Below are 24,520 nucleotides of genomic sequence, written 5' to 3'. Positions count from 1 at the left end.
TGTGCTAGGAACGTTTCGCGTCCAGGTAGTATTGACGCGGTCCCCGGAGCACGCGGCCAGGCAAGCCTGGCTGGCACCCTCCTGGCGGCCGCGGGATGGAGAAAGGCTCCGATGTGCCGCCTCTCGGCGATAGTGAGACAGGGTTGACGCCCCCGGTTCAGCGCCGGCGCTGGCCGGGCATTCCGGCCCGCGCCATCCCCGCGCTGATCCTGGCGGCCACCTTCGTCATCCTCATGTCGCTCGCCATTTCCACCGCGCGGAACATTTCGCGTGGGGAGGCGCTGGCCGTCGCCGCCGCTGAAGCGACCGTCACCCGCTCGGCCATCGTCGCGCAATCCCTGCTGGACCGGCACCTCCTGCAGGTGGAGGGCCAGCTGGCCGGCCTCAGTGACTGGTTGCAGCACGGCTTCATCAGCGCGGCCGATCCAGGCCGCGCCAGCCTGGCGCTGCAGCAGCTCGCCTCGCACAGCTACACCCACCGCAATCTGATGCTCACCGATGCGCAGGGCGAGGTCTGGGCCTCCGCCGTGACGGGCGGCGTGGGCCATTCTCTGCCCATTTCGCGCGGCGTGCTCGAAGCCGCCGCGCGTGAGGGATCCGCTTCGCTGCATGGGCCGTTGCGCAATGCCGATAGCGGGCTGACCATGCTGCTCCTGCTGCGCCGGGTCGGCCAGGATGCGGCCGGGCGTCCGATCCTCGCCGCCGCTGAAATCCCCACCGCCCTGCTGACGGCCGTCCTCGCCCCCATGGTCACGCCGCCGGAATTGCGGGTGCGCCTCGAAAACCGCGACGGGCTGATCCTGGCCGCGGGGGCGGGCCAGACGCATCTCATTGGCCAGGTGCTGCCCCGGTCACCGGCCAGCGGCCTGCGGCTTGTGCGGCTGGAGCGCCGCACGGACCGCCTGGGCCCGGGCGAGGTCTTCGCCACCGCGCGGCCGACCATGCTGCAAGGGCTCTTCGCCGTGGCGGAACTGCCCGAGGCGGCGGCGCTGGCCGGCTGGCCCCAGTTGCGGCTGAGCATCCTGACGGGTTCCGGTATCGCCGCGCTGTTGCTGGTGGCGCTGGCCGCGGCATTGTTCTTTGCCGTCTGGAATGGCCAACGCGCCGCGACCGAGCGCGAGGGCGCCAATACCCGCCTCCTGGCCGCCATCGAAAGCCTGCCGGATGGCTTCGCCTTCTGGGATCCCGAGGACCGCCTGGTCATCTGCAATTCGCGCTACCGGGATTTCCATGATCCCATGCGGGAGATTCTGGTGCCCGGGCTGCGCTTCGAGGAACTCGCGAAGGCCTGGATCGCCGATGGGACGTTCAACCTGCCCGAGATCGCGCCGGAACAGCGCCTCGCCCATGTGCTGGATACCCATCGCAGCCCCGGCGGCCAGCGTGAGCGGCAGCTGCGGGATGGGCGCTGGCTGCGCATCGCGCAGCGGCGCATGCCGGGCAGCGGCATGGTCGTGATTCTCACCGAGATCACGGCGCTGAAGCAGGCGATGACCGAACTCGCCGAGGCGCGTGACACGGCCGATCGCGCAACCCGGGCCAAGGCCAATCTGCTGGCCCATGTCAGCCACGAATTGCGCACGCCTTTGGCGAGCCTCCTGCGCCTCGCGGATGCGCTGCAGCGCGAGGCCGGGCTGCCACCACCGCAGCGGCATCAGGCGGGGCTGGTGGGGGCCACGGCGCGGCATCTCCTGGCACTCGCGAATGAGGTGCTGGACCTCGCCGCGATGGAAGCGCAGAGCCTGACGCTCCATCCCAGCGTGGCGCAGCCGGCGGATATTTTCCGCGAAGCGATCGCGATGGTGCAGCCGCTGGCCGAAGCGAGGCAGGTGCGGATCGCCTTCACCGAGGAAGCCCTGCCGCCGCATATCGAGGTGGATGCCACGCGCCTGCGTCAGATGGTGCTGAACCTGCTGTCCAACGCCGTCAAATTCACGCCCGATGGCAGCGAGGTGCGCCTCCTGGCCCGGGCGGAAGCGGACCGGTTGCGCTTTGAAGTGAGTGACCAGGGGAGCGGCGTGCCGGAAGCGGAACGCCCGCAGCTGTTTCGTGACTTCACTCGGCTTGCGTCCAGCCAGCAGGAGGGCACGGGGCTTGGGCTTTCCATTACCGCCCGCCTCGCCCATCTGATGGGCGGCGAAATCGGCTGCACGGATGCACAGCCCGGGCCTGGCGCCTGCTTCTGGATGGAAATGCCGATCCGGCGGGCCGCGCCGCCGGCGCCTGAGCAGGAAGCCATCCCCACCCGTTCGCCCGGGCACCGGCTGCGATTGCTCGCGGTGGATGACGCGCCCTCCAACCTCTCGGTGCTGCGCGCCTTGCTCGCGCAGCACGACCTGGACCTGGAGACGGTGAATGAGGGGCCTGCCGCGCTGGAAGCCGTCGAGATCGCGGCGCGGGAGGGGCGGCCTTTCGATGTCGTGCTGATGGACGTGATGATGCCGGGCATGGACGGCAAGGAAACGACCCGCCGCCTGCGCGCCATGCCCGGCACCATCGGCCGCATGCCCGTGATCGCCGTGACCGCCAGCGCCTTTCCCGATGACCTGGCCGAGACCCGGGCGGCGGGCATGGATGGCCACGTGATCAAGCCGGTGGATCGCGCCCTGCTGCTGCGTGCCCTGGCGGATGCCGTCGCCCGGCCGACGGCCGGTGGGCCGGGTGCCCAGGTCGCGCTCGAGACGCTGCGCCCCATGCTGCTGGCGGAGCTGGATCTGCGGCTGACCCAGCTCGAACTCGCGCTGCGCGATGGAACGACGCTGATTCCAACCGTCCATGCCCTGGCCGGCACGGTCGGCCATCTCGGTGCGCCGCGCCAGGTCACGCGCACGCGCCGCGTGCTCCAGGCGCTGCGCGAGGCGGATCCGGACGGACCCAAGCTCGCCCGCGCGCTGCTGGACGAGCTGCGCTTCAGCTTCCCCGATGCGTCACCGCGCGCGGCCGCGAGCTGAGCCAGCAGCGTCCTGCCCGGCCGGGTCAGTCCGGCTTGATCTCATTCTCGCGGATCACGCGGCTCCAGATCTCGATCTGACGGTCCAGGAAGGCGGCGAAGGCGGGGCCGCCCTCATTGCGCAGCTCGATGCCCATGATGTTGGTCAGGCGCTCCTGCACCTCGGGCACCTGGGTGGCGCGCCGGGCGGCGGCCTCCATGCGCGAGAGAATGGCCGGCGGCGTGCCCGCGGGGGCGAGGATGCCCCAGAAGGCCTCCGCCTCCACGCCGGGCAGCCCGGCCTCGGCCATGGTGGGCACGTCGGGCAGGCTGGCGCGGCGGCGCGGGCCCATGATGGCCAGCGGGCGCAACACGCCCTGGCGCAGATGCTCGACGAAGATGGTGCCGGTGGCCGCCGCCAGATCGGTCTCCCCCGACATGGCCGAGACAGCGAGCGGCCCGCCACCGCGATAGGGCACATGGGTCAGCACCATGTTCCCCGAACGCTGCGCCAGCACCATGCCCAGATGCGCGAGGCTGCCATTGCCGATGGTGCCGTAGCTGATGCTATCCGGCCGCGCGCGCGCGGCGGCGACCAGTTCGGCCACGCTCTGCCAGGGGCGCGCCCGATGGACCAGCAGCATGTTCGGCGCCGTGCCGATCAGCAGCACCGGCGCCAGATCGCGCCGCGTGTCGAAGCCCATATTGGGGATTAGCGCCGGGTTGGTCGCATGGGTGTCGAACACCAGCACGAAGGTCTGGCCATCGGGGGCCGCGCGCGCCACCTGCGCCGTGCCGAGCGAACCCGACGCGCCGCCGCGATTCTCGATGATGACGGGCACGCCAAGCTCGGCCGAAAGCGGCTGCTGCAACAGGCGCGAGACAGTGTCCACGCTGCCGCCCGGGGGAAAGGGCGCGATGATGCGGATGGGCCCATTCGGCCAGGCGGGCTGCGCGAGAGCGGGGGTGGCCAGCAGCGGCAGGGCGCCAAGCGCGCGACGGGTGAGCATGTGGTTTCCTCCAGGGTTTTCCGGCTTCTACAGTGAAGCGGGCCGCCTGCGCCAGTTGGGGGGCAGAGCTTCTGTCCCGGTCGGCGGAGTGCATGCGGCAACGGACGCAGCTCGGCAGGGTCAGCGCTCAGGCAAGTTTGCCCGCGCCCTGCGGCAACCGCCCGCAGTATCGTTTCGTTCATCTCCGGCCACCAACCGGAGCCACCGCGCATGCCCCGCCTTCTCCCTGTCTTGCTTCTCTGGCCCAGCCTCGCCCTGGCCCAGGCGCCGACACCGCCGGCCGAGGGTGGCCCGCAACCCCGCCCCGGCGTGGTGACGCCCACCGATGCCGGCCCCGCGCGGCAATCCCCGCACACGGACGGCCCGCAGGCTGTGCATCGCGGTACCGATGGCTCCTCGGCTGGCCTCACGGCGCCCGGGGCCTCGGGCACCACGCCGCAGGGCATGGATGGCGATGCCACGGCCGGAGCGAGGAACCCCAACGCCCCACTCGGCAGCCCACCGCCGATGAGCCGGGCGCCCTAGTTCCGGCCCGGCCCTAGCGCGTGGCTGGCGCCGCGGCCCGCGCCATGACGCCGCGCCAGCGTTCCATCTCGCTTTGGATATGCGCGCGGAATTCCAGGGGCGAGGAGCCGATTGGCGGTCCGCCCATCTCGGAGATGCGGCGCGTGACATGGGGCTCTGCCAGCGCCGCCGTCGCGGCCAGGTGATAGGCGCGGATCGCCTCTTCCGGCACGCCGGCCGGCGTCAGCAGCCCATACCAGCCGCCAGCCGAAAAGCCCGGGAAGCCCTGCTCGGCGAGGGTCGGCACTTCGGGCATCATGGCCGCGCGGGCGAGGCTCGTCACACCCAGCGCGCGCAGCATGCCCGCCTGCACATGCGGGGCGACGAGCACGAGGTTCTCGATGGTGAAGGGGAATTCCCCCGCGATCACCGCCAGCACCGCGGGCGCGCTGCCCTGGTAATGCACGGGCGCGGCCGGAAAGCCCGCCGCCTGGCGAAACGCCTCCTGCGCCAGCAACTGGGGCGAACCGACGCCGGGCGTGGGATAGAGCACCTCCCGGCCGTCACGCTTCAGCGCGGCGACCAGGGAGGGCACGTCGCGCGCCTCGGAGGATTGCCGCACCACGAGCACCAGGGGCGTCGCGTTCAGCAGCGTGATGGGGATGAGGTCCGTCAGCGGATCGTAGCCCAGATTCGGCTCGCTGATGGGCGAGACGGCGAGCGGCCCCGTGCTGCCCACCAGCACCACATGCGCATCACCGCGCGCGCGGGCGGCGAGTGCCGTGCCGACATTGCCGCCGGCACCGGGGCGGTTCTCGACGATGATGGGCTGGCCGAGGCGCTGGCCCATGGGCTCGGCCAGCAGCCGCGCCAGCTGGTCCAGGATGCCGGCCGGCGCGAAGGGCACGATCATCCGCACCGGCCGTTGCGGGGTCCAGGACTGGGCGCGGGCCACCGCAGGCGCAGCGAGGGCCAGGGCCAACAGACCGCGGCGGCGTATCATGCGGGCTCCAGCGTGAAGCGCAGCACCGTGTCCTTCACGACGATGCCGCCGCGATTGCCCACGGTGATGTCGCCATAGCGCTGCGCATAGACCGGCGGCAGCACCCGCGCCTGCCGGGGTGCCAGCCACAGGCGCAGCAGATGGCGGCGCTTCTCGGGCTCCGGCCAATCCTCGAAGTCGGTGCGGCTGTGCAGGATCTGGTGGTTGTGGATGAACTGCATGTCGCCCGGGCGGAATTCCATCTCGACCGACATTTCGGCCGCCAGCTCATCCAGCCGGTCAATCGCCGCGCGCTCATCGGCGGTGAGGCGCCGCGCCTCGCGGAAATTCTCCTGGGCGGAGCGGATATACTGCCCCGAATAGATGGTGCTGAGCTCGCCCTCGAACCAGTTGAAGACGGGAATCTCGAACCAGGGCAGCATCCCCGGCGGGATTTCGCCGCGCCGGTCGGTCGGCATCGGGTTGAACAGGGCACGCCAGAGATGCGGCGTCTCGCGCATCATGCGGTCATGGATGGCGACCGAGGAGACGATCTTCGAGCCACCGCCGGATTTCGCCGTCTTGAGGCAAATCAGGCCCACGATGTCGCAAGAATCCGTGTGGAATTCCAACTCCTTGTTGGTCTGGTAGTAGCGAACCTTGGGGTTCTGGATATCGAGGCCGAGATCCTTCACATGGCCCAGCAGATGCCCCTTGGCGTTCTGCGAGCGAAAGCCGCCCAGATGCGCGCCGATGCCCAGATAGGCGATGGCACTTTCCTCGATGTCACGCCCGGCCACATCAAGGCCGCGCAGCAGCACGAAGCCGCGGCCATGCTGGATGTCGTGCAGGATGCGGGCCAGGCGCGGCGCCAGGCTGGGCAGGCGGAAGGTCTGGGGCGTGATCTCGCCCATGGGACGGCCGGAATGCAGGTGCTCGGCGACGGCGGCGTCGATCTCGGCCAATTCGGCCGGGGTGAATTGCTCCACCCAATCGGTGCGCGACGCCATCGCCGAGCCCAGCCAGGCGGCCGGGCCGCCAATCGGCGCCTTCGGATATTCCATGTTGTCCTCCCCAATTCTGTTGGGGAGGAGCTTTCGCCAATTGTCCGGACCTGTCCAGACTACTTCAGTGGGAAGCCCAGCGCGCGCAACACGCTGGTCAGCTTGTCCCGCCCGCCCATGGCGGAGAGCTTGCCCATGCGCTGGATGACGCGGCCGGACCAATTCTCCGCCCCCATGCCGTTGCGCTCGGAGAAGGCCTTCATCTCGGCGTCATAGGCCGCACGCAGCTTCGGCTCCTCCGGATTGCCATAGGTCTCGTGCGAGAGGATGGCCGCCTGGGAGAGGCGCGGCTTCACCTCGCTCACCGTGTCGGGTGCCGCATAGCCGACGCACAGGCCAAACACGCCCATGACACCGGGCGGCAGGCCCAGGCACTTGGCGACAGCCTCCGGATCATTGCGCAGCGCGCCGATATAGACGGTCGAGAGGCCCAGGGATTCGGCGGCCACCACAGCGTTCTGCGCGGCCAGCGCCGCATCGATGGCGGCGACGAGGTAGCTCTCCAGGTAGGGGATGGTCGGCATCTCCACACCTTCCTCGGCACCCAGGCGTTCATTGCGCGAGAGATCGGCGAGCCAGACGAGGAAGAGCGGGCATTGCACGATGTGCTTCTGGTTGCCCGCCACCTTCATCATCAGCGCGCGGCTTTCCGGATTGTTCACCGAGATGACCGACCAGGTCTGCAGATTGGAGCTTGTCGCGGCGGATTGGGCCGCAGCGATCAGCGTCTCCAGCGTGCCGGCCGGCAGCGCATCGGGCCGGTAGCCGCGCACCGAGCGGTGCGAGAGCAGCAGGTCGATATGCGCGTTCCAGGGCCCGGCGGCGGGCACGGCGGAAGCGCCATAGCGCAGGGCCAGCGCTTCCTGCCTGGTCGGGCTTTGGGGGGTGGAAATATCCATGGGCAATACCTTCAGCAAAGTGTCTGGGCAGGAAAGTGGCCTCGAACCGGGCATGCAACAAGGCATCACGGATTTCCGCTGGCGCTCCATCGCAAAGCCCGCAACACTCCCCGAAAGAGTTTCTGGGAGCAAAACGTGCTGGTAACCGACCGGATCACCGGCGGCGGGCTGATGGCATTGGGCGCGGCGGCGGCCTGGTTCGGCTCGCGCCTGCCAGCGGTGCCCGGGCAGGATGTGGGCCCCGCCGCCTTTCCCATGGTGATCGGCTTTGGCCTGATGGGCTGCGGCGCGCTGATCGCGCTCGGCATCGGCCAGAGTTTCGAGCCGCCCGAGGAAGCCGAGGAAGGACCCAAGCCACGCCTTGGCGCCAGCGGGGTGCTGATCCCGCCCGCGCTGCTGCTGTTCTACGCCCTCGCCTCGGAGCCGCTGGGCTTCCTGCTGACGGCTGCGATCATGGTGCTGGTGGCGGGGCTGGCGCTGGGCTCGCGCCTGGCCATCGCCATCCCGGTCGCGGTCGTGGCCCCGCTGCTGGTGCATCTGGCTTTCTACAAGCTGCTTCGGGTGCCGCTGCCCGAGGGGCTGATCCCGGCACCCTGGTAGATGGAGCCTCTCCTCGAAGGCTTCCGCCTCGTCATGGCGACGGATGTGCTGATCGCCATCTTCGCCTCCGCCGTCTATGGCCTCGTCGTGGGTTCCCTGCCCGGGCTTTCCGCCACAATGGCGACGGCGCTGCTGGTGCCCGTCACCTTCTGGCTCTCGCCCATCGCGGCCATCGCCACGATCATCACGGCCTCCGCCATGGCGATCTTTTCGGGCGATATCCCGGGCGCACTGCTGCGCATTCCCGGCACACCCGCCTCGGCCGCCTATACGGACGAGGCCTATGCGATGACGCGCAAGGGCCAGGCGGAATTGGCGCTGGGCGCCGGCCTCTGGTTCAGCGCCATTGGCGGCATTGTCGGCACCATCTCGCTCATGCTGCTGGCCCCCGCGCTGGCGGAGGTCGCGCTCTCCTTCTCGACCTATGAGTATTTCTGGCTGGCGCTGCTGGGGTTGATGTGCGCGACACTGGTGGCGCGCTCCTCGCCCATCAAGGCCATCGCCTCGATGCTGCTGGGGCTGCTGATTGCCTGCATCGGGATGGAAAATCCGGCCGGCACGCCGCGCTTCACCTTCGGCATTCCGGATCTGCTGGGTGGCATCGAGCCGATCCCCGCGCTGGTCGGCGTCTTTGCCGTCAGCGAGGTGATGCGCGCGATGGCGAGTGCCGAGCCCCCCAAGCTGCCGAAGCGAAAATTCGGCTCCATCCTGGCGAACCAATGGGGGCTGACCAAGAAATACCAATGGCCGATGTGGCGGGGCAATTTCGTCGGCATCATCATCGGCGTGCTGCCCGGGGCGGGTGCGGATATGGCGGCCTGGGTCAGCTACGCCATGAGCAAGAAATTCTCGAAGGAGCCGGAGAAATTCGGCACGGGCCACCCCGAAGGCCTGGTGGAGGCGGGCGCTTCCAACAATGCCTCCCTCGCCTCGGGCTGGGTGCCTTCGCTGCTGTTTGGAATCCCGGGCGATACCATCACGGCGATTGCCATCGGCGTGCTCTACATGAAGGGGCTGAACCCGGGGCCGACGCTGTTTACCGAGCGCGCTTCGAGCATGTACGCGCTCTACATCATCTTCATCCTGGCCAATCTGATCATGATCCCGTTGGGCATCATCATGATCCGCCTGGCCTCCACGGTACTGCGCGCGCCGCGTTCGGCGGTGATGCCGGTGATCCTGCTGCTCTGCGCCGTCGGCTCCTTCGCCACGGGCAACAACCTGTTCGCCGTGCTGCTGGTGGGGGTTTTTGGCATCCTCGGCTTCGTCATGGAGAAGAACGGCTACCCCGTGGCCGCCCTCGTGCTCGGCATCGTGATGGGCAGCATGCTGGAGCAGAATTTCGTCACCAGCCTGATCAAATCCGATGGCGATGTGCTGCCCTTTTTCGAGCGGCCCGTCTCCTCCTTCCTCGCGGCCCTCAGCATCAGCGCGCTGCTCTGGCCGCTGGCCGCCTGGATCTGGATGCGCGTGTCCCGGTCACGCCGTCGCGTGGCTGGCTGAACCAACAACAAGCAAGGGAGAAACACCATGAACACAACCTCACGCCGCCTGCTTCTTGGCGGCGGCACCGCCCTCATCGCCGCACCCGCCTTTGCCCAGGCCCGCTGGCCCGTACGGCCCGTGCAACTCCTGTGCCCCTGGGCCGCGGGCGGCGGCACGGATGCGGTGGTGCGCATCATCGCGAACCTGCTGGAGAAGGAACTCGGCCAGCCCTTCAACGTCATCAACCGCACCGGTGGCTCGGGCGTCGTGGGCCATGCGGCCATCGCCTCGGCCGCGCCCGATGGCTACACGCTGGGCATGATCACCGCCGAGATCTGCATGCTGCACTGGCAGGGGCTGACCGAACTCACCTTCCGCAACTACACGCCGCTCGGCCTCATGAACAACGACCCGCCGGGCATCCAGGTGAACGTCAATTCGCCCTACCAGAACGTCCGCCAACTGGCCGATGCGATCCGCGCGAGCCGCCCGGGCCAGCTCAAATCCAGCGGCACCGGCCAGGGCGGCATCTGGCACCTGGCGCTGGCCGGCTGGCTGATGGCGATGGGCCTGCCGGCCGCCCATGTGCGCTGGGTGCCATCGAACGGCGCGGCCCCTGCCATGCAGGATTTGGCGGCGGGTGGCCTCGACTTCACGACCAATTCGGTGGTGGAAGCCCGCGCGATGCTGGACGCCAACCGCGCCCGGGCCCTGGCCGTCATGTCCAACGAGCGCCTCAGCGTCTTCCCCAATATCCCGACGCTGAAGGAAGCCATGAACATCGACTACGCGACCGGCGCCTGGCGCGGCATCGCGGGGCCGATGAACCTTCCGGCCGAGGTGCACACGGCGATGAACGGGGCGCTGGGCCGCGTCTTCCGCTCGCCGGAATATGTGGAGTTCATGAACAACCGCGGCTTCGGCATGAGCTACGCGGATGCGGAAGGCTTCGGCCGGCACCTGGCCGCCGCCGATGCCTCGCTGGGTGATGCGATGAAGGCGGCCGGGCTGGCGCGCAGCTGAGGCGGGGTGCGCCCTGGAGGGAGGCTTTGCCTCCCTCCAGACCTCCCTCCACCAGGGGCCAAGGCCCCGTGAACCCCAGGAGTAAGGGGATTGTTGGGAGAGGGGCGTCGTCGGCTGGTGGGAAAGCGATGCCCCTCACCCAAAAAGCCCCATTCACGGTTTCCAAAGGCCCCCGGCCTTTGGTGGGGAGAGTTTGAGAGGGGCAATGCCCCTCTCAAGAGACCCGCCCCTCAGCTCCGCGCCGGCGGCCCGGCTTCTTCCCTCGCCTTGGCGGCACTCAGCGCGCGGCGGATATCCTGCTCGCACTTCGCCAGCTCCGCTTCCGCCGTGCGGCGCTGCACGCGCGCCTCATCGGCGATGCGCAGGCTGTCCTCGATGGTGCCCACCAGCGCGGCATTCGCCTGCTTGATGGCGTCCATGTCGAAAGTCCCGCGTTCCAGTTCGCGGCGCGCTTCGGCATTGCCGGTGCGCAGCGTCTCGGCATTGGCGACCAGCAGCTTGTTCGTCAGGTCGGTTGCGGCCTTCACCGCCTGCCCGGCCTCACGCATGCGATGGATGGCCAGCGCCTGCGCCAGCTGCTGGGACCAGAGCGGCACGGTATTGGCCAGCACCGACTGGATCTTGGCCGAGAGCGCCTTGTCGTTTTCCTGGATGAGCCGGATCGAGGGCAGCGCCTGCATCGCCACCTGGCGCGTCAGCCGCAGGTCATGCACGCGCCGCTCCAGCTCATCGCGCGAGGCGCGTCCGTCACGCAGCGCCTGCGGGGCGAGGGGGTCGCCCTCCACTGTCGCGGCTTCGACCAGGGCCGGGATGACCACCGCATCGGTGTGCTTCAGCACGCGCTCGCCGGCTTCGATATGGTCGGCCAGGGCGTGGAACCAGTCGAGGGTCGCGGTGTAGAGGCGCTCCAGCCGTTCCACATCCTCCAACAGCTTGGTGCGGTGCTGGTCCAGCTTGTCGCCGATCACCTGCACCTGGTCGCGCACGCCCTCATAGCGTTGGACGATCGCCGTCGCTTCGCTGCCCGCCTTGTTGAAGATGCGCTGAAAGAAGCCGCGCTTCTCGGCCAGGCCCGTCACGTCAAAGCCGCGCAGCGCCGAGAGCATGGAGGAAAGGGTCTGCCCCGCCTCCCCCGTCTCGCGGTTCTGCGCCCCTTCCAGCATGGCGTCGGCCGCGGCCTGGGCGCGGCTTTGCGCGGCGGCACCGAAGCGCAGGATGGTGCCGGGGTCCTTCAGGTCAATCGCGTTCGCGAGGCGGGTGACCTCCTCTTCGCGGATCGGCTGCAACTCGCTCATGTTTCCTCCTGGCGCAGCCGCTCGGCCAGCACCTTTACCTGGATATCAAGGGCCTCGCTTTCGGCCACGCGAAGTTCGCTGCGCAGCTTGCGGGCGGAGGCGGCAAGGTCGGTCAGCAGGCTGGGCAGCGTCCCCGGGGGGGCCGCACCCGCTTCCAACCGATCCACAATGCGCGAGAGGCCATCGAGATGCACGGCCAGGAAACGCCGCGCCTCATGCAGCCGGGCGGGGCGGGCCTCCAGATCCTCGACGACGCCCTGCATCGCGCCGGCCGCTTCCAGCAGCAGCGTGCCCAGCGGCAGGGTTGGCGCCGCCCCGGCGATGCGCGCCAGTTGCGCGCGCGGGCCATCCAGCAGATCAGGCTTGGTCGGGGCTTGCACCGGCTCGGGCGGGGCTTCCGGGACCGCTTCGGGCAGATCATCCGTCAGCAGCCGGACGCCGAACCAGGCACCGAAGCCCAACGCCACGGCGATGGGCGGCGTGATGCCGGCGGCCAGCCCCGCCGCCAACCCGGCCGCGACCCCGAACAGCTTGGCCCCCTGCCGCCGCCGCCCGCGCGCCATCAGCGAGGCGCCATACCAGGAGAGCCCGAGCCCGAGCATCGCGCCCACCAGATGCTTGGGATTGCCGCGAATGATCTCCACCGGCAGGTCCAGCATCAGCGGCCAGAAGAACATCGGCAGCAGCCAGACGCGCCAGCCAAAGACGGGGCGCGACGCCACCTCGCGCGCTTGCTGCTTCCAGGCGCGCTTCTGCTCGGTCCAGCCCGCCATCAACGGAACAGCGCGATCGCCGCCGGAAGCCAGGCGCAAAGCGCCAGGAGACCAAGCCCCACCATGACGCGCAGCGGCAGCGGCACGGTGGTCAGCAGGCGGTTCGGCGAGAGGCTGTTGCGATCCATGCCCCCAACATCGCCATCCACGCCCGCCAGTGCAAGGCTTCGCGCGCTTCCAGGCGCCCCGGCAGCGCAATTCCAGGGGTTGCGTATGCCAGCATGACCCAGGGACCCGCCGCGCCAGGCCAGCGGATCAAGGCCAGCACATCAAGGCCGGGCGCATCAAGGCGGCAGCGGCTGCAACTCGGCGATGAGGCGCGGGATCTGCGCCTTGAACGGGAAGAAGCCACGCTGTGCCAGCGGCCAGCAGGCCTCATCCCAGGGGCGGCGGAGGCGATGCAGCGTAATCCCCTCGGCCGCGCAAAGTGCTGCCGCGTCTTCCAGCGCCGCCCGCCCCCAGCCGACCGGCGCCCAGGGGGTGACCAGCCGCGTCAGCCCCCCCGAGCGCGCCCAACGCGCCACGCCCTCCAGGGCCACGCGTGACGGCGCCTGGCCGATGCGCGCCCCCGCGCGATCCAGCGCATCGGTGATGGCGCCGGCGGTGAATGCGCGCGCGACCTGGCCGAGGCCGAAACTGCTGCGCTCGGCGGGGGAGACCAGCGCGCCGACGGCCACCACCTCGCAGCCCTCGGGCCAGAAGCCCAGGTCATCCTCATGCAGCAGCAAGCCGACGCGGCCGCCGGGCGATGGGTCGGCCAGGGGCAGCCGCCCCGCGGCGGGGGGCGGCGCTTCGTCCAGCGGGGCCGCCGTTTCGTTCAACTGGCCGCGCGGGTCGAAGCGGCCATGGGTGAAGCGGGCGATGTTCTCAGCCCGCGCCAGGTAATGCTTGCCGGGCGTCTGGATGCCCGCCACCCACCGCCAGGAGAGCGTGTTGGAGGCCGCATCCGCATCGGCCAGATGCTGGAGGAAGAATTCCGCGCCCAACGCCCAGGGCAGGCGCAGGGTGAAGATCCAGATGCTGGCGAACCACATCCGCGCATGGTTGTGCAGCCAGCCCGTCTCCGTCAGTTCCCGCACCCAGGCGTCAAAGCAGGCGATGCCCGTCTCACCCGCCATGGCCGTCCTGAGCGCGCGCGGCTGCGGCGCCAGCTCCACCGCGCGGCGATAATCGCGCCACATCTGCGGCCGGAGTTCGAGCGAGCCCTTCCAATAGCTGCGCCAGAACACCTCCTGGATGAATTTCTCCGCCGCCGCCGCGCCGTGCCGCGCGAGCGCCGTGCCGATCACCTCGCTCTCGGTGATCAAGCGGTGGCGCAGATGCGCCGAAAGGGCCGAGACGCAGCGCGCGCCCGGTCCGCCATCGCTGTTGCGGCCCTGCGCATAGTCGCGCCCCATATGCGGGGCGAATTCAGCGAGGCGCGCCAGGGCGGCGGCACGGTTGGGTGCGACGATCATCGCAGCGGCAGTTGGCCATGATCCGGGCGGGCGCAAGCCAAACATGCTATGGGCTGCGCATGATCCTGCGCCGCAGCCTTCTCGCCACCGGCCTTCTGGGCGCCACGGGTGCCGCCTATGGCCTGGGCATCGAGCCCTTTGCCGCCCCCGACATCACCCGCTACGCGCTGACCCCGCGTGACTGGCCCAGGGGGTTGAAGCTGCGGATCGCCGTCCTCGCGGATCTGCACAGCGGCGCGCCGCTGATGGGGCTGTCCCGCGTGGCGGGCATCGTTGCCACCGCCAATGCGCTTTCGGCCGATATGACCGTCCTTCTGGGCGATTACGGCCCCTTCAGCCGGCTGGTGCGCAAGCCCTATGCGCCGGATGAGGTGGCCAGCATCCTGGGCGGCCTGCGCGCGCCGCTGGGCGTCTTTGCCATCGCCGGCAATCATGACTGGTGGGAGGATGGCGCCGCCATGGCCCGGCAATCCGGGCAGCCGGAATGGCTCGCCGCCCTGGGCCGGCACGGCATCACCCCCATGCAGAACCAGGTGCGGCGCTTCGGCCAGGGCTTCTGGCTGGCCGGGCTGGACAGCCAGATCGCCTTTCGCGGCCGCGGCGCGGATGACCTGCCGGGCACGCTGGCCGCGCTGACCGATGACGCGCCCGTGATCCTGCTGGCGCACGAGCCCGATATCTTCGCCGAGATGCCGGGCCGCGTCGCCCTCACCCTCGCCGGCCATACGCATGGCGGGCAATTGCGGATCCTGGGCGCTTCGCCCCGGCCCGCCTCGCGCTACGGCAACCGCTTCCGCTATGGCCGGGTGACGGAGCGCGGGCGGGACCTGATCGTCTCGGGCGGGCTTGGCACCTCGGTCGTGCCGGTGCGTTTTGGCGTGCCGCCGGAAATCGTCGAGGTCACGCTCGGCGGTTGATTAGCCGAAGGCGATCCGCGCCAGCAGCAGCAGGGGCGAAAGGCCGAGCACGGTGAAGGTCAACGCCATGCCGACCTGGCGCAGCTTCAGATTCTCGGGCTCGCGGGAAATGCCCATGGCATGCGCGACGCGGCCGGCCAAAGCGAGCCCCCCCAGCGCGTGCAGCTGGAACGGCCCCGCGCCCGAGGCTTCGAGCAGCAGCAACAGCAGCAGGACCATCGGCGCGTATTCGACGAAATTGCCCTGCGCGCGGCTGGCCCGCAGCAGGCGGATATCATCGCCGAGGCCGATCGCGACACGGGTGGCCACCCGGGCACGGATCACCTGGATGGAGAGCGCCATGAGCAAAAGCCCGAAAAACGCCGCGTAGAAGGAAGTAATGGGCAAGGAGGTCATGCGAGGAAAGGCTCCAGCAGGGCCAGGAAGGCGTTGGGGTTGTCAGCATGCAGCCAATGCCCGGCGCGCTCCACCGTGGCGAAGCGCGCGGCGGGGAACAGCGCGCGAAACAGCGCATGATGCTCGGGCCGGATATAGCTGCTGCGTTCACCCGCCAACACCAGGGTGGGGGCTTCGCAGCGGCCGGCCAGCGGGAAATCCTCGATGACCGGCATCGCGGCGGCGATTTCGGCGAGGCCCAGCTTCCACGCCGGCGCATCGCCGCCGAAATCCAGCGATTGCAGCAGGAAGGCGCGAATGCCGGCTTCGGGGATCGCAGCCTCCAGCGCTGCATCCGCCTCACGCCGGGTCAGGCCCTGGGTCAGCGCCAATCCGCGCATGGCGGCCACATAGCCACGCAGCGCCGGCGGATAGCGCAGCGGCGCGATATCGGCGACGACGAGGCGAGAGACCATCTGCGGGTGGCGCAAGGCCAGCGCCATGGCCACCTTGCCGCCCATGGAATGGCCGAGCACGGCGGCGGGTGCGATGCCCCGGCGCGCCATCACCTCCGCCACATCCTCGGCCATGCTGGGATAGTCCATGGCGGTGGCGTGGTCGCTCTCGCCATGGTTGCGCAGATCGGGCGCCAGCACGCGGTTGCGTTGCGCCAGGCGCTTCTGGATGCCGCCCCAATTGCGCGCGGCGCCGAACAGCCCGTGCAGCAGCACAACCGGGCTGCCCTCGCCCATCTCGATCACGTTCAGGCGCAATGCCCTACCCCCTTGCCGCCACGATGACGCTCAATACCACAAGGGCGCCGCCCAGGATCAGGTCCCAGCCCAGCGGTTCGCCCAGCCATGTGGTGGCCAGTGCCAGCCCGACCAGCGGCACCATCAGGAACCCCACCGAAGCGACCACGGCATTCAGATGCCGCCCCGCCTCCACCGTCGCCCAGGTGCCGATGGGGGCCGCGACCAGGCCAATGAAGCCCGCGATGAGCCAGGCGCCGGGCCCGATGCCCCCCCCGGCCGAAAGCGGCTCCCGCCAGAGGGCCAGTGGCAGGATCAGCAGGGCGCCCAGCAGGAACATCCAGGGGATCAGCTCCACGATCGGCGCGCGGGGCGGGTAGAGCCGGGTCAGAAGGATGGCGAGGCTCCAGCAGAGCGAGGCCAGCAGCAGCAGCGAATGGCCGAAAATCGCCCCCGGCGCCGACCAGTCCATCCCCCAGGGGCTCATCATCACTCCCACCCCCGCAAGGCCGAGCCCCGCCGCCACCCAGCGCTGCCGCGAGACGCGCTCCCCCAGCACCAGCACCGAAAGCGGCACCAGCCAGAAGATGGTGACATTGCCCAGGATCGCCGTCCGTCCGGCCGGCACAAGGGAGAGCGCGACATGCACCAGCGCGAAGAAGGCGCCGATCTGCAACAGGCCGATCGCCCCCATGCCAGGCCAATCGCTGCGCCGCGGCCAACGCAGCCGCCCCAGCACGCCCAGCAGCACGGCCGACGAGAGTGCCGCCAATGCGGCGCGCGAAAAGCCGAACCAGAGCGGTGTGGCGTGCTGGAAGGCGAATTTGGTCACCGGCCAGACGCCGCCGAACAGCACGACCGAAAGCAGGAGAAGTTGCAGCGCCTTGGCCTGGGACAGGCCGGCCGGCGGTGGCCCGGCATCACGGCCCATCATCCGGCCCCTTGCAGGCCATGCTTCCTTGCGCTGGCGCCGCCACCTTTGCGGCGCACGCCCTACGCCACCGTGAGCATGATCTTGCCGATATGCTGGCTGCTTTCCATCAGCGCATGGGCCGCCGCGGCCTCGGCCAGCGGGAAGGTCGCATGGAGATGCGGCAGGCATTTGCCCGCCTCCAGCAGCGGCCAGACCTTCTCGCGCAGGGCCATGGCGATCTCGCCCTTCTGGGCCGTGCTGCGCGGGCGCATGGTGCTGCCCGTGACAGTCAGGCGCTTCAGCATGATCGGGCGCAGATCGAGATTGGCCGCCATTTCGCCGCCCAGGAATGCGATCAGCACGAGGCGCCCATCCATGCGCAGGCTGCGCAGGTTCCGCCCGAAATAGGGGGCGCCCACCATATCGAGCACGACATCCACGCCCTTGCCTTCCGTGATGCGCTTCACCTCCTCGGCGAAGTCATGCTCGCGGTAGTTGATCGCGTGATCGGCGCCGAAGCCCAGCACGGCCTTGCATTTCGCCTCGGTGCCCACGGTGGTGATGACATGCGCGCCGAAAGCCTTGGCGAGCTGGATGGCCGTCACGCCGATGCCCGAGGAGCCGCCATGGATCAGCACCGTCTCACCCGCCGCAAGCCGGCCGCCCAGCGCGTGCGACGTGCCAAAGAGATTCGCCCAGACGGTGAAGAAGGTCTCCGCCAGGGCGGCGGCGCGCAGCGCGTCGAAGCCCTTGGGCCAGGGCAGCGTCTGCGCCTCGGGCGCCGTGCAGTATTCGGCATAGGCGCCGCCATTGGTCAGCGCGCAGACCTGGTCGCCCGGCTTGTAGCCCGTGACGCCGGCGCCGACTTCCACCACCTCGCCCGCGCATTCCAGGCCCAGGATGGGCGAGGCGCCGGGCGGCGGCGGATAGGCGCCGGAGCGTTGCAGCACATCAGGCCGGTTGACCCCCACGGCGGCGACGCGGATCAGCACCTCATCGGCGGCCGGCACGGGGCGCGGCCCGCTGGCGATCACCATCACCTCGGGCGTGCCGCCCGTGCCATGGGCGATATGGATCATGCTCTGGCTCATGGCGGGCGCCTCCCTGTTCGGGCCGCAAGTTCCGCGCCCGCGCGCCGCAGGTCAAGCGCGGCGATTTCGGGTGGAATTGCCATGCCGCGCTGATTGCATCACAGGCCGATGCGGCGGAGACTGAGTCGCCTTGATGAATCGCCGCCACCTTCGCCGCCGCGCGCTGCTCGGCAGCCTGCTTGCCGCCCCGGCGCTGGCCCAGACGGGCAACGCCGAATGGCGGCTGGGTGGCTTGTTTCCGCTCTCCGGCGCCAGCGCCCTGCTCGGCGATGAGGCGGCACGCGGCCTGGAACTCGCCATCGCCGAGCGCAACGCCGCCGGCGGCCGCCCGCTGCGCCTGATTCGCGCCGATGTGACCGAGGCCGGCCAGGCCCTGACCGAGGCGCGGCGCCTGATCCAGCAGGAGCGCGTGGCGCTGCTGTTCGGCAGCGTCTCGGCCCCGATCGGCCTTGCCGCCTCCCAGGCCGCCGAATCGCTGGAGAGCAGCTATGTGGAGCTTGCCGCCGCCGCCGATACGCTGACCGAGCGGGGGGCGCGCCATTTCATCCGCACCGCGCCGAGTGCCGCGGATTACGGCCAACTCGGCGCCGCCGCCCTGACGCGTTTCCTGCCCAACCATATGGGCCAGCCGGCGGATGGCCTGCGCATCGCGATCCTGCATGAGGCCAGCGCCTCGCTCGAAGCCATCGCGATGAGCCTGGAGGCGCGGCTGCGCGAGGCCGGCCTCGTGGTGGCGGAGCGCCTGCCCCATGCCGCGCGCACGCCAGAAATGCCGGCGACCGTGCAGCGCCTGCGCGCCGCTGGCGTGAATGTGCTGATCCATGCGGCGGCCGAGGGCGATGCGGTGGGGCTGTTCCGCGCCATGCAGGATGCCGCCTGGCGCCCGGCGGCCGTGATCGGCGCCGGGCTCGCCTGGGGCCTCGCGGATCTCGCGCGCGCCATTGGCCCGGCGCTGGATGCCTGCTTCGCCCTGGACGTGCCGCCCATCGAAACGGCGGAACGCTGGGCCGTGGGGGCGCGCCCCTTCGCCGAGGCGTATCAGCGGCGCTGGGGCAGCGCGCCCCGCTCAGGCCTCTCGCTTGCCGCCTATGCCGGGGCGCAGGTGATCCTGGCGCAGCCGAATTTCGAACGCGTGGCGCTGCGCGCCGGCCTGGCGGCCCTGGACCAGGCCGAGGGGCTGCTGCCCAATGGCTGGGGGTTCCGGCTGGATGACCGGGGCCAGAATAGCCGCGCCCGGCCGGTGCTCATGCAGTGGCAGGCAGGGCGGCCCGTTGCGGTGTTTCCGGCCGAGGCCGCGGCCATGGCCCCGGTCTGAATGGCCCAGGTCTGAACGGGGCTGGCCCCGTGATGAAGCGGGGGACAGCCCTCAGGCCAGCGCGCGGAACGCCTGCACGAAGGCCGCCACATCAGCCTCGTCGTTATAGACATGCGGGCTGATGCGCAGGCGCCCCAGCCGGGGGGCGACATGCACCTGCCGCTCCGCCAGCGCCTCGATCAGGCCGGGGCGCATGCCGCCTGGGAAGCCCAGGCTCAACACATGCGGCGCGCGAATGCCGGGTGCCGGCAATTCCACCCCGCTGCCCGCCAGGCCCTCGGCCAGCAAGCCGGTCAGCCAGCCAAGCCGCGCGGTGATGGCCGCAGTGCCCCATTCGGCCATCATCTCCATGCCGACGGTCGCCATTTCCAGGCCGATGATATGATCACGCTCGCCCATGTCGAAGCGCTTCGCACCCTCGGTGAAGCCAAGATCGGCCATATAGGGCGTCGCTTCCGAGGAGACGCGGCGGCGGGAGGCGCCGGTCTGCTCCAGCGGCACCCCGCCCTGCCAGCGCCTGGCGACATAGAGAAAGGCGCGCCCATACGGCCCCAGCACCCATTTATAGGTGGGGAAGATCAGCACATCGGGGTCCAGCGCCACCACATCCAGCGGCAGCACGCCGGCATGGTGGGTGGCATCCACCAGCAGCATGGCGCCGGCCGCGCGCTGCGCCACCGCGATGGCGTCCAGGTCCAGCAGCCCCCCATCCGCCCAATGCACCGAGGAAATGGAGACCAGCGCCAGCGGCGCCGCCCCGGGCCGTGCGATGGCCGCCAGCACGGCCGCCGTCCAGTCGCCATCGGCCGGGCGGGCCACGGTCTCCACGGTGTAGCCGCCCTTGGGCGCATGCTGCACCCATTCCAGCACGGGCGAGGAATGATCATCGCCCAGCACCAGCACGCGGCTGCCCGCCGGCACCGGCAGGATGCGCCCGGCCACCGCCACGCCGTAGGAGATGGAGGGGATCAGCGCCACATCCTCGGGCGCTGCACCAATCAACCGGGCAGCCGCGCTGCGGGCGCGGGCAAATTGCCCGGACATATGCTCGGCCGTGATGCCCCAGGGGCGCGCCTTGAGCGCGATGCCGGCCTGCCCCGCTTCCTGCACGGCGCGGGGCAGCGGGCTCCAGGAGGCCGCGTTGAGGTAAGCGACATCGCGCGGGATGTCGAAGGCATCGCGCTGGCAGGCGAGCATGGCGTTCTTCCCAGAATCAGTCCGGAGGGAGCTTGCGCCGGGCCGCCCCGGTGATCAACCAAGCGGGGGTGATCAACCAAGCGGGGGCGCCGCCTCACTCGGCCGGTTCGGCCACCCGGCCATTCACCCGCGTCTCGCCGCTCACATTGTCCACCGTGACATGGGTGTCATACCACGTGAGGCGGGGCCGCGCGCCGAAGCGCTCGGTCAGCTGGGCCATCCGCTCCTCGGTGAACCAGGCTTGCGCCGCGGCCTCGCTGGCCCAGAGATAGACGCCGCCGGTGCCGGCCTCGCCATTCAGGTAATCCTTGCGGATCAACCCTTTCGCGGCCAGCTCGCGGTAGATGGGCGCCGTGGCGGTGGCGCCCTTCACGGCCTGCTCCGCGCTGCGCTTGGGCAGATCGAATTGCACGATGACGATGCATTGGGCCATGGCGGCTTCCTCCCTGTGGTTGGGTGGAACGATGCGATTCCCCCGGCCCCCATGCAAGCAAAAGCTGGCCGCCAGGACCCTCAGGCCGGATCGAGCCCGTGCCTGGCGAGGCGCTCGGGCGTCATGGCCTGGGCCAGGCGCTCCAGCAGCAGGGGGGCCTCGGGGCGGGCCGTGGCGAAGCGGGCGGCGGAGAACACTGCGTAGGTATTGGCGCCCTCGGGCAGCTTGCCCACGATCTCCACCCCCTCCACCGCCATGAGTTCACTGACCTGCTGGATGGCCAGGGCCGCCTCCCCCCGTGCCGCCACCTCGGCCGTGAAGCCCTGCGGAATGATGGTGGCCTTGGCGTTCACCGCATCCGCGATGCCCAGGCGCTCGATCAGTTCCGCGAAGAAGATGCCGCTGGCCCCGGCGCGGGAATAAACCAGGCTGGGCGCCGCCAGCAGCGCGGCGCGCAGGCTCGCCACGCTGCCGATCTCGGGGTGCGGCGCGCCACGCGGCACGGCGAGGCCGATGGCCGAGCGCGCCACATCCACCCGCGTGCCCGCCGCCAGGACGCCGCTGGCCGCCAGCCCCTCGACACCTGCCTCGGTGAGGATGGCGATATCCGCGCGCTCGCCCTCCGCGATGCGGGCCAGCAGGCGGGCGGTCGGGTTGAACTCCACCTCCGCCGGCATGCCCGCCCCGGGCAGCCATTCCCGCAGCAGGGCCATGACGGCCAGGGTGGACATGATGCGCAAGGGTTGGGGCACGGGATTCTCCTGAAGGCGGCCACTCTACCCACCCGCGGAAACTCCTCTACCCTCCGCCCCGCAACCTTGAGGATTCCCCCATGTCAGCCCTGACCTTCGACCATATCCACCTGCGCTGCCCGAGCCCCGAGGCCACCGCCCTCTGGTTCGAGGAGATGCTGGGGGCCGAGGTGATCCGCTCCATGCAGCAGGGACTGCCGCGCTTCGACCTCAAGCTGGGCGGGGTCAATATCTTCCTGCTGCCCGAGGGCAAGGACGCGGCCCCCGCCCCTTCCGCGCCCTATCTCGGCATTGACCATTTCGGCTTCTCCGTCACGGGTCTGGATGCCTATGTGGCGCGACTGAAGGCCAAGGGCGTGCATTTCACGATGGAGCCGAATGAGCCGCGCCCGGGGATTCGCATCTGTTTCATCCGCGGGCCGGAGAATATCTCGATCGAGATTCTGGAACGCTTCCCGGTTTAGTGGCCTGGGCCTAAAAGCCCGCCATGCTCGATCTTTCCGGACGCCGGATCATCTGCCTCGGCGATGTCATGCTGGACCGCTTCCTCTATGGCGAGGCGAGCCGGCTCTCGCCCGAGGCGCCCGTGCCGGTGGTGCGGCTCAGCCGCACGCAATCCATGGCGGGCGGGGCCGGCAATGTCGCGCGCAACATCCTGGCCCTCGGCGGGATGGCCAGCCTGATCGGCCTGGTCGGCGAGGATGCCGAGGCCAACGAGATCGCGGCTCTGCTCGGCGATGCGGGGCATCTGCTGCGCAGCACGGCGCGGCGCACCACGGTGAAGCTGCGCGTCATCGCCGCCCGCCAGCAGGTGGTGCGGGTGGATGAGGAGATCCGCCGCGAAGCCGACGCCATGGAGGCCCAGGCCATCGCCACGCGCCTTGGTGCCCTGCTGGAGGGGGCGGATGCGCTGATCCTCTCCGATTACGGCAAGGGCGTGCTGACGCCACCCGTGCTGGCCGCCGCCATCGAGGCCGCGTTGGCCCGCGGCATTCCGGTGCTGGCCGACCCCAAGGGGCGGGATTTCAGCCGCTATGCCGGGGCCACCTGCCTGACACCCAACGCCAATGAACTGGCCGAGGCCACGGGCCTGCCCGTCGGCAGCGATGCGGAGTGCGAGGCCGCGGCCCGCAAGGTCCTGGCCAGCGTGGCCGTGGGCGCGGTGCTGGCCACCCGCAGCGAAAAGGGAATGATGCTGGTCCGCCGCGATGTCCCCGCCATCACCGTGCCCGCCATGGCGCGCGAGGTGTTCGACGTCTCGGGCGCCGGCGATACCGTGATCGCAACCCTTGCGCTGGGGGTCGCGGCCGGGCTCAGCCTGGAGGGGGCGATGCGCGCGGCCAATGCGGCGGCGGGGGTGGTGGTGGGCAAGCTCGGCACCGCCACATGCTCGGCCGCCGAACTGGATCATGCGCTGCGGGAGCAGGAGGGTGCCACGGGTGAAATCCTGAGCTGGCCGGCCGCGCAACGCCTGGTGCAATCCTGGCATGACCAGGGGCTGCGCGTCGGCTTCGCCAATGGCTGCTTCGATATTCTCCATGCCGGGCACACCCGCATGCTGCGCGCCGCACGCGCCGAATGCGACCGCCTTGTGGTGGCGCTGAATGATGATGCCTCGGTCACGCGGCTGAAGGGCGCGCCACGGCCGGTCAATCCGCTGGAGGACCGCGCCGCCGTGATCGCGGCGCTGGCCAGCGTGGATGCCGTGATCGCCTTCCCGCAGGACACGCCCCTGGAAGCGATCCAGGCGCTGCGGCCGGACCGGCTGTTCAAGGGCAGCGACTACACGCTGGACCAGGTGGTGGGCGCGCCGGAAGTCGCCTCCTGGGGCGGGCGGACGGTGCTGCTGGAGTTGCTGCCCGGGCGCTCGACCAGCGGCATCCTGGCCAAGGGAAGATGAGGGTGGCGCTGATATTGCGGCTGCTCGCCCTGCTGTTGCTGGCCCCCATCGCCCAGGTCCCCACGGCCCAGGCGCAGCCCATGACACCCTGGGCCACGCTCGGCACCCCGACACCGGGTCCGGCGCGGGTCATCGGCAGCACCGTGCTCGGCTGCATCGCGGGCGCTGCGCAACTCCCGCCGGAAGGCCCGGGCTACCAGGCCGTGCGGCTGTCCCGGAACCGGCATTGGGGCCATCCGGACCTGATCCGCTTCACGCGCGATCTCGCGCAGCGCTCCCGCGCAATGGGCAACCCCGACCTCTGGATCGGCGATCTGGCGCAGCCGCGCGGCGGGCCCATGCCCAACATGCATGCGAGCCACCAGAGCGGCCTGGATGTGGATATCTGGCTGGACCTGACGCCCAAGCCCGCCATGAGCCGCGCCGCGCGGGAAGAGATTGACCCGCCCAGCCTCGTCCTGCCCGACCAGACCGGGGTGAATGCGCGCTTCACGCCGGCGCATGCCCGGCTGATCCGCCTGGCCGCCGAAAGCCCCGGCGTGCACCTCGTCCTGGTCAATCACGGCATCAAGCGCAGCCTGTGCGCGATGCATCGCGGCGAGGGCTGGCTGCACCGCGTCCGGCCCTGGCGCGGGCATGACAGCCACATGCATATCCGCATCCGCTGCCCCCAGGGCTCGCCCGATTGCCGGGAGGCCAACCCGATCCCGGCCGGCGATGGCTGCGACGCGAGCCTGGAATGGTGGCTCTCGGATGAGGCGAGGCGCCCACCCCCGCGCCCCCGTCCGCCGGGCCCGCCCCCTGCCCTGCCCGCCGCCTGCACGGCGCTGCTGCGGCTGCCGTGACGGGCTGAG

25 protein-coding genes are annotated in these 24,520 nt (G+C 70.2%); 10 read left to right on the top strand and 15 right to left on the bottom strand.

Annotated elements, in window-relative coordinates; all coding sequences use genetic code 11:
* The first annotated feature begins 143 nt into the window (after positions 1-143).
* Positions 144-2,951, top strand: coding sequence for an ATP-binding protein (locus LHU95_RS11530; RefSeq protein WP_248707102.1), 2,808 nt, complete (start codon positions 144-146; stop codon positions 2,949-2,951).
* A 25-nt stretch (positions 2,952-2,976) separates the two neighbouring features.
* Here the strand turns inward: LHU95_RS11530 and LHU95_RS11525 are convergent, their stop codons facing one another.
* Positions 2,977-3,939 (bottom strand): tripartite tricarboxylate transporter substrate binding protein, encoded by a 963-nt coding sequence (locus tag LHU95_RS11525; RefSeq protein WP_248707101.1) that lies wholly within the window; start codon positions 3,937-3,939, stop codon positions 2,977-2,979.
* A gap of 210 nt (positions 3,940-4,149) precedes the next feature.
* Between LHU95_RS11525 and LHU95_RS11520 the strand changes: the two genes are divergently transcribed.
* Positions 4,150-4,464, top strand: coding sequence for a hypothetical protein (locus LHU95_RS11520; RefSeq protein WP_248707100.1), 315 nt, complete (start codon positions 4,150-4,152; stop codon positions 4,462-4,464).
* A 13-nt stretch (positions 4,465-4,477) separates the two neighbouring features.
* Here LHU95_RS11520 and LHU95_RS11515 read toward each other — a convergent pair whose 3' ends face one another.
* From LHU95_RS11515 to LHU95_RS11505, 3 genes are read right to left on the bottom strand one after another with little or no spacing between them, the layout of a single operon-like run.
* Positions 4,478-5,446 (bottom strand): tripartite tricarboxylate transporter substrate binding protein, encoded by a 969-nt coding sequence (locus tag LHU95_RS11515; protein WP_248707099.1) that lies wholly within the window; start codon positions 5,444-5,446, stop codon positions 4,478-4,480.
* Complete coding sequence (locus LHU95_RS11510) at positions 5,443-6,489, bottom strand: TauD/TfdA family dioxygenase (RefSeq protein ID WP_248707098.1); 1,047 nt, start codon at positions 6,487-6,489, stop codon at positions 5,443-5,445. The genes LHU95_RS11515 and LHU95_RS11510 overlap by 4 nt, the downstream gene beginning before the upstream one ends.
* Positions 6,490-6,548: 59 nt before the next feature.
* A complete protein-coding gene (locus LHU95_RS11505) occupies positions 6,549-7,388 on the bottom strand; it encodes a nitroreductase family protein (protein WP_248707097.1) in 840 nt (279 codons plus the stop codon).
* 135 nt (positions 7,389-7,523) lie between these two features.
* Between LHU95_RS11505 and LHU95_RS11500 the strand changes: the two genes are divergently transcribed.
* The 3 genes from LHU95_RS11500 to LHU95_RS11490 are packed head-to-tail and all read left to right on the top strand — an operon-like array spanning position 7,524 to position 10,496.
* The gene (locus tag LHU95_RS11500) at positions 7,524-7,988 is read left to right on the top strand and encodes a tripartite tricarboxylate transporter TctB family protein (protein ID WP_248707096.1); all 465 of its coding nucleotides are present in this window, start codon (positions 7,524-7,526) and stop codon (positions 7,986-7,988) included.
* On the top strand, positions 7,989-9,491 hold the full coding sequence (locus LHU95_RS11495; RefSeq protein WP_248707095.1) for a tripartite tricarboxylate transporter permease: 1,503 nt from the start codon (positions 7,989-7,991) through the stop codon (positions 9,489-9,491).
* Positions 9,492-9,518: 27 nt separating this feature from the next.
* The gene (locus tag LHU95_RS11490; protein ID WP_248707094.1) at positions 9,519-10,496 is read left to right on the top strand and encodes a tripartite tricarboxylate transporter substrate binding protein; all 978 of its coding nucleotides are present in this window, start codon (positions 9,519-9,521) and stop codon (positions 10,494-10,496) included.
* A gap of 230 nt (positions 10,497-10,726) precedes the next feature.
* On the opposite strand, the gene LHU95_RS11485 is transcribed toward LHU95_RS11490, so the two are convergent.
* From LHU95_RS11485 to LHU95_RS11475, 4 genes are all read right to left on the bottom strand, one after another.
* The gene (locus LHU95_RS11485; RefSeq protein ID WP_248707093.1) at positions 10,727-11,791 is read right to left on the bottom strand and encodes a toxic anion resistance protein; all 1,065 of its coding nucleotides are present in this window, start codon (positions 11,789-11,791) and stop codon (positions 10,727-10,729) included.
* Positions 11,788-12,564, bottom strand: coding sequence for a 5-bromo-4-chloroindolyl phosphate hydrolysis family protein (locus tag LHU95_RS11480; protein WP_248707092.1), 777 nt, complete (start codon positions 12,562-12,564; stop codon positions 11,788-11,790). Before LHU95_RS11480 ends, LHU95_RS11485 begins: the two co-directional genes overlap by 4 nt.
* Positions 12,564-12,692 (bottom strand): hypothetical protein, encoded by a 129-nt coding sequence (locus LHU95_RS23375; protein ID WP_283094256.1) that lies wholly within the window; start codon positions 12,690-12,692, stop codon positions 12,564-12,566. Before LHU95_RS23375 ends, LHU95_RS11480 begins: the two co-directional genes overlap by 1 nt.
* Before the next feature lie 156 nt (positions 12,693-12,848).
* Positions 12,849-14,021, bottom strand: coding sequence for an FAD-binding domain-containing protein (locus LHU95_RS11475; protein ID WP_248707091.1), 1,173 nt, complete (start codon positions 14,019-14,021; stop codon positions 12,849-12,851).
* A gap of 59 nt (positions 14,022-14,080) precedes the next feature.
* On the opposite strand from LHU95_RS11475, the gene LHU95_RS11470 reads away from it, so the two are divergent.
* Positions 14,081-14,938: a metallophosphoesterase gene (locus tag LHU95_RS11470; RefSeq protein ID WP_248707090.1), complete on the top strand. Its 858-nt coding sequence runs from the start codon at positions 14,081-14,083 to the stop codon at positions 14,936-14,938.
* On the opposite strand, the gene LHU95_RS11465 is transcribed toward LHU95_RS11470, so the two are convergent.
* The 4 genes from LHU95_RS11465 to LHU95_RS11450 are packed head-to-tail and all read right to left on the bottom strand — an operon-like array spanning position 14,939 to position 18,069.
* Positions 14,939-15,334: an MAPEG family protein gene (locus LHU95_RS11465; protein WP_248707089.1), complete on the bottom strand. Its 396-nt coding sequence runs from the start codon at positions 15,332-15,334 to the stop codon at positions 14,939-14,941.
* On the bottom strand, positions 15,331-16,086 hold the full coding sequence (locus LHU95_RS11460) for an alpha/beta fold hydrolase (RefSeq protein ID WP_248707088.1): 756 nt from the start codon (positions 16,084-16,086) through the stop codon (positions 15,331-15,333). The genes LHU95_RS11465 and LHU95_RS11460 overlap by 4 nt, the downstream gene beginning before the upstream one ends.
* Before the next feature lie 4 nt (positions 16,087-16,090).
* Positions 16,091-16,999, bottom strand: coding sequence for a DMT family transporter (locus LHU95_RS11455; protein WP_248707087.1), 909 nt, complete (start codon positions 16,997-16,999; stop codon positions 16,091-16,093).
* A gap of 59 nt (positions 17,000-17,058) precedes the next feature.
* The gene (locus LHU95_RS11450; RefSeq protein WP_248707086.1) at positions 17,059-18,069 is read right to left on the bottom strand and encodes an NAD(P)H-quinone oxidoreductase; all 1,011 of its coding nucleotides are present in this window, start codon (positions 18,067-18,069) and stop codon (positions 17,059-17,061) included.
* A 133-nt stretch (positions 18,070-18,202) separates the two neighbouring features.
* On the opposite strand from LHU95_RS11450, the gene LHU95_RS11445 reads away from it, so the two are divergent.
* Positions 18,203-19,384, top strand: coding sequence for an ABC transporter substrate-binding protein (locus tag LHU95_RS11445; RefSeq protein ID WP_248711487.1), 1,182 nt, complete (start codon positions 18,203-18,205; stop codon positions 19,382-19,384).
* 51 nt (positions 19,385-19,435) lie between these two features.
* On the opposite strand, the gene LHU95_RS11440 is transcribed toward LHU95_RS11445, so the two are convergent.
* The 3 genes from LHU95_RS11440 to LHU95_RS11430 all read right to left on the bottom strand — a co-directional run bounded on the left by LHU95_RS11440 (position 19,436) and on the right by LHU95_RS11430 (position 21,766).
* Entirely contained in the window at positions 19,436-20,581 is a 1,146-nt protein-coding gene (locus LHU95_RS11440) for an aminotransferase class V-fold PLP-dependent enzyme (protein WP_248711486.1), read from the bottom strand.
* A gap of 94 nt (positions 20,582-20,675) precedes the next feature.
* Entirely contained in the window at positions 20,676-21,014 is a 339-nt protein-coding gene (locus LHU95_RS11435) for a YdhR family protein (protein WP_248711485.1), read from the bottom strand.
* An 80-nt stretch (positions 21,015-21,094) separates the two neighbouring features.
* Positions 21,095-21,766, bottom strand: coding sequence for a substrate-binding domain-containing protein (locus LHU95_RS11430; RefSeq protein ID WP_248711484.1), 672 nt, complete (start codon positions 21,764-21,766; stop codon positions 21,095-21,097).
* An 80-nt stretch (positions 21,767-21,846) separates the two neighbouring features.
* On the opposite strand from LHU95_RS11430, the gene LHU95_RS11425 reads away from it, so the two are divergent.
* From LHU95_RS11425 to mepA, 3 genes are read left to right on the top strand one after another with little or no spacing between them, the layout of a single operon-like run.
* On the top strand, positions 21,847-22,230 hold the full coding sequence (locus tag LHU95_RS11425; protein ID WP_248711483.1) for a VOC family protein: 384 nt from the start codon (positions 21,847-21,849) through the stop codon (positions 22,228-22,230).
* Positions 22,231-22,253: 23 nt separating this feature from the next.
* A complete protein-coding gene (gene rfaE1 / locus LHU95_RS11420; RefSeq protein ID WP_248711482.1) occupies positions 22,254-23,666 on the top strand; it encodes a D-glycero-beta-D-manno-heptose-7-phosphate kinase in 1,413 nt (470 codons plus the stop codon).
* 2 nt (positions 23,667-23,668) lie between these two features.
* Complete coding sequence (mepA, locus tag LHU95_RS11415) at positions 23,669-24,511, top strand: penicillin-insensitive murein endopeptidase (protein ID WP_248711481.1); 843 nt, start codon at positions 23,669-23,671, stop codon at positions 24,509-24,511.
* Positions 24,512-24,520 lie beyond the last annotated feature (9 nt).

Origin of the sequence: Sediminicoccus sp. KRV36, assembly GCF_023243115.1 — a bacterium.
GTDB lineage: Bacteria > Pseudomonadota > Alphaproteobacteria > Acetobacterales > Acetobacteraceae > Roseococcus.
This window is presented reverse-complemented; position numbering and strand designations above follow the sequence as displayed.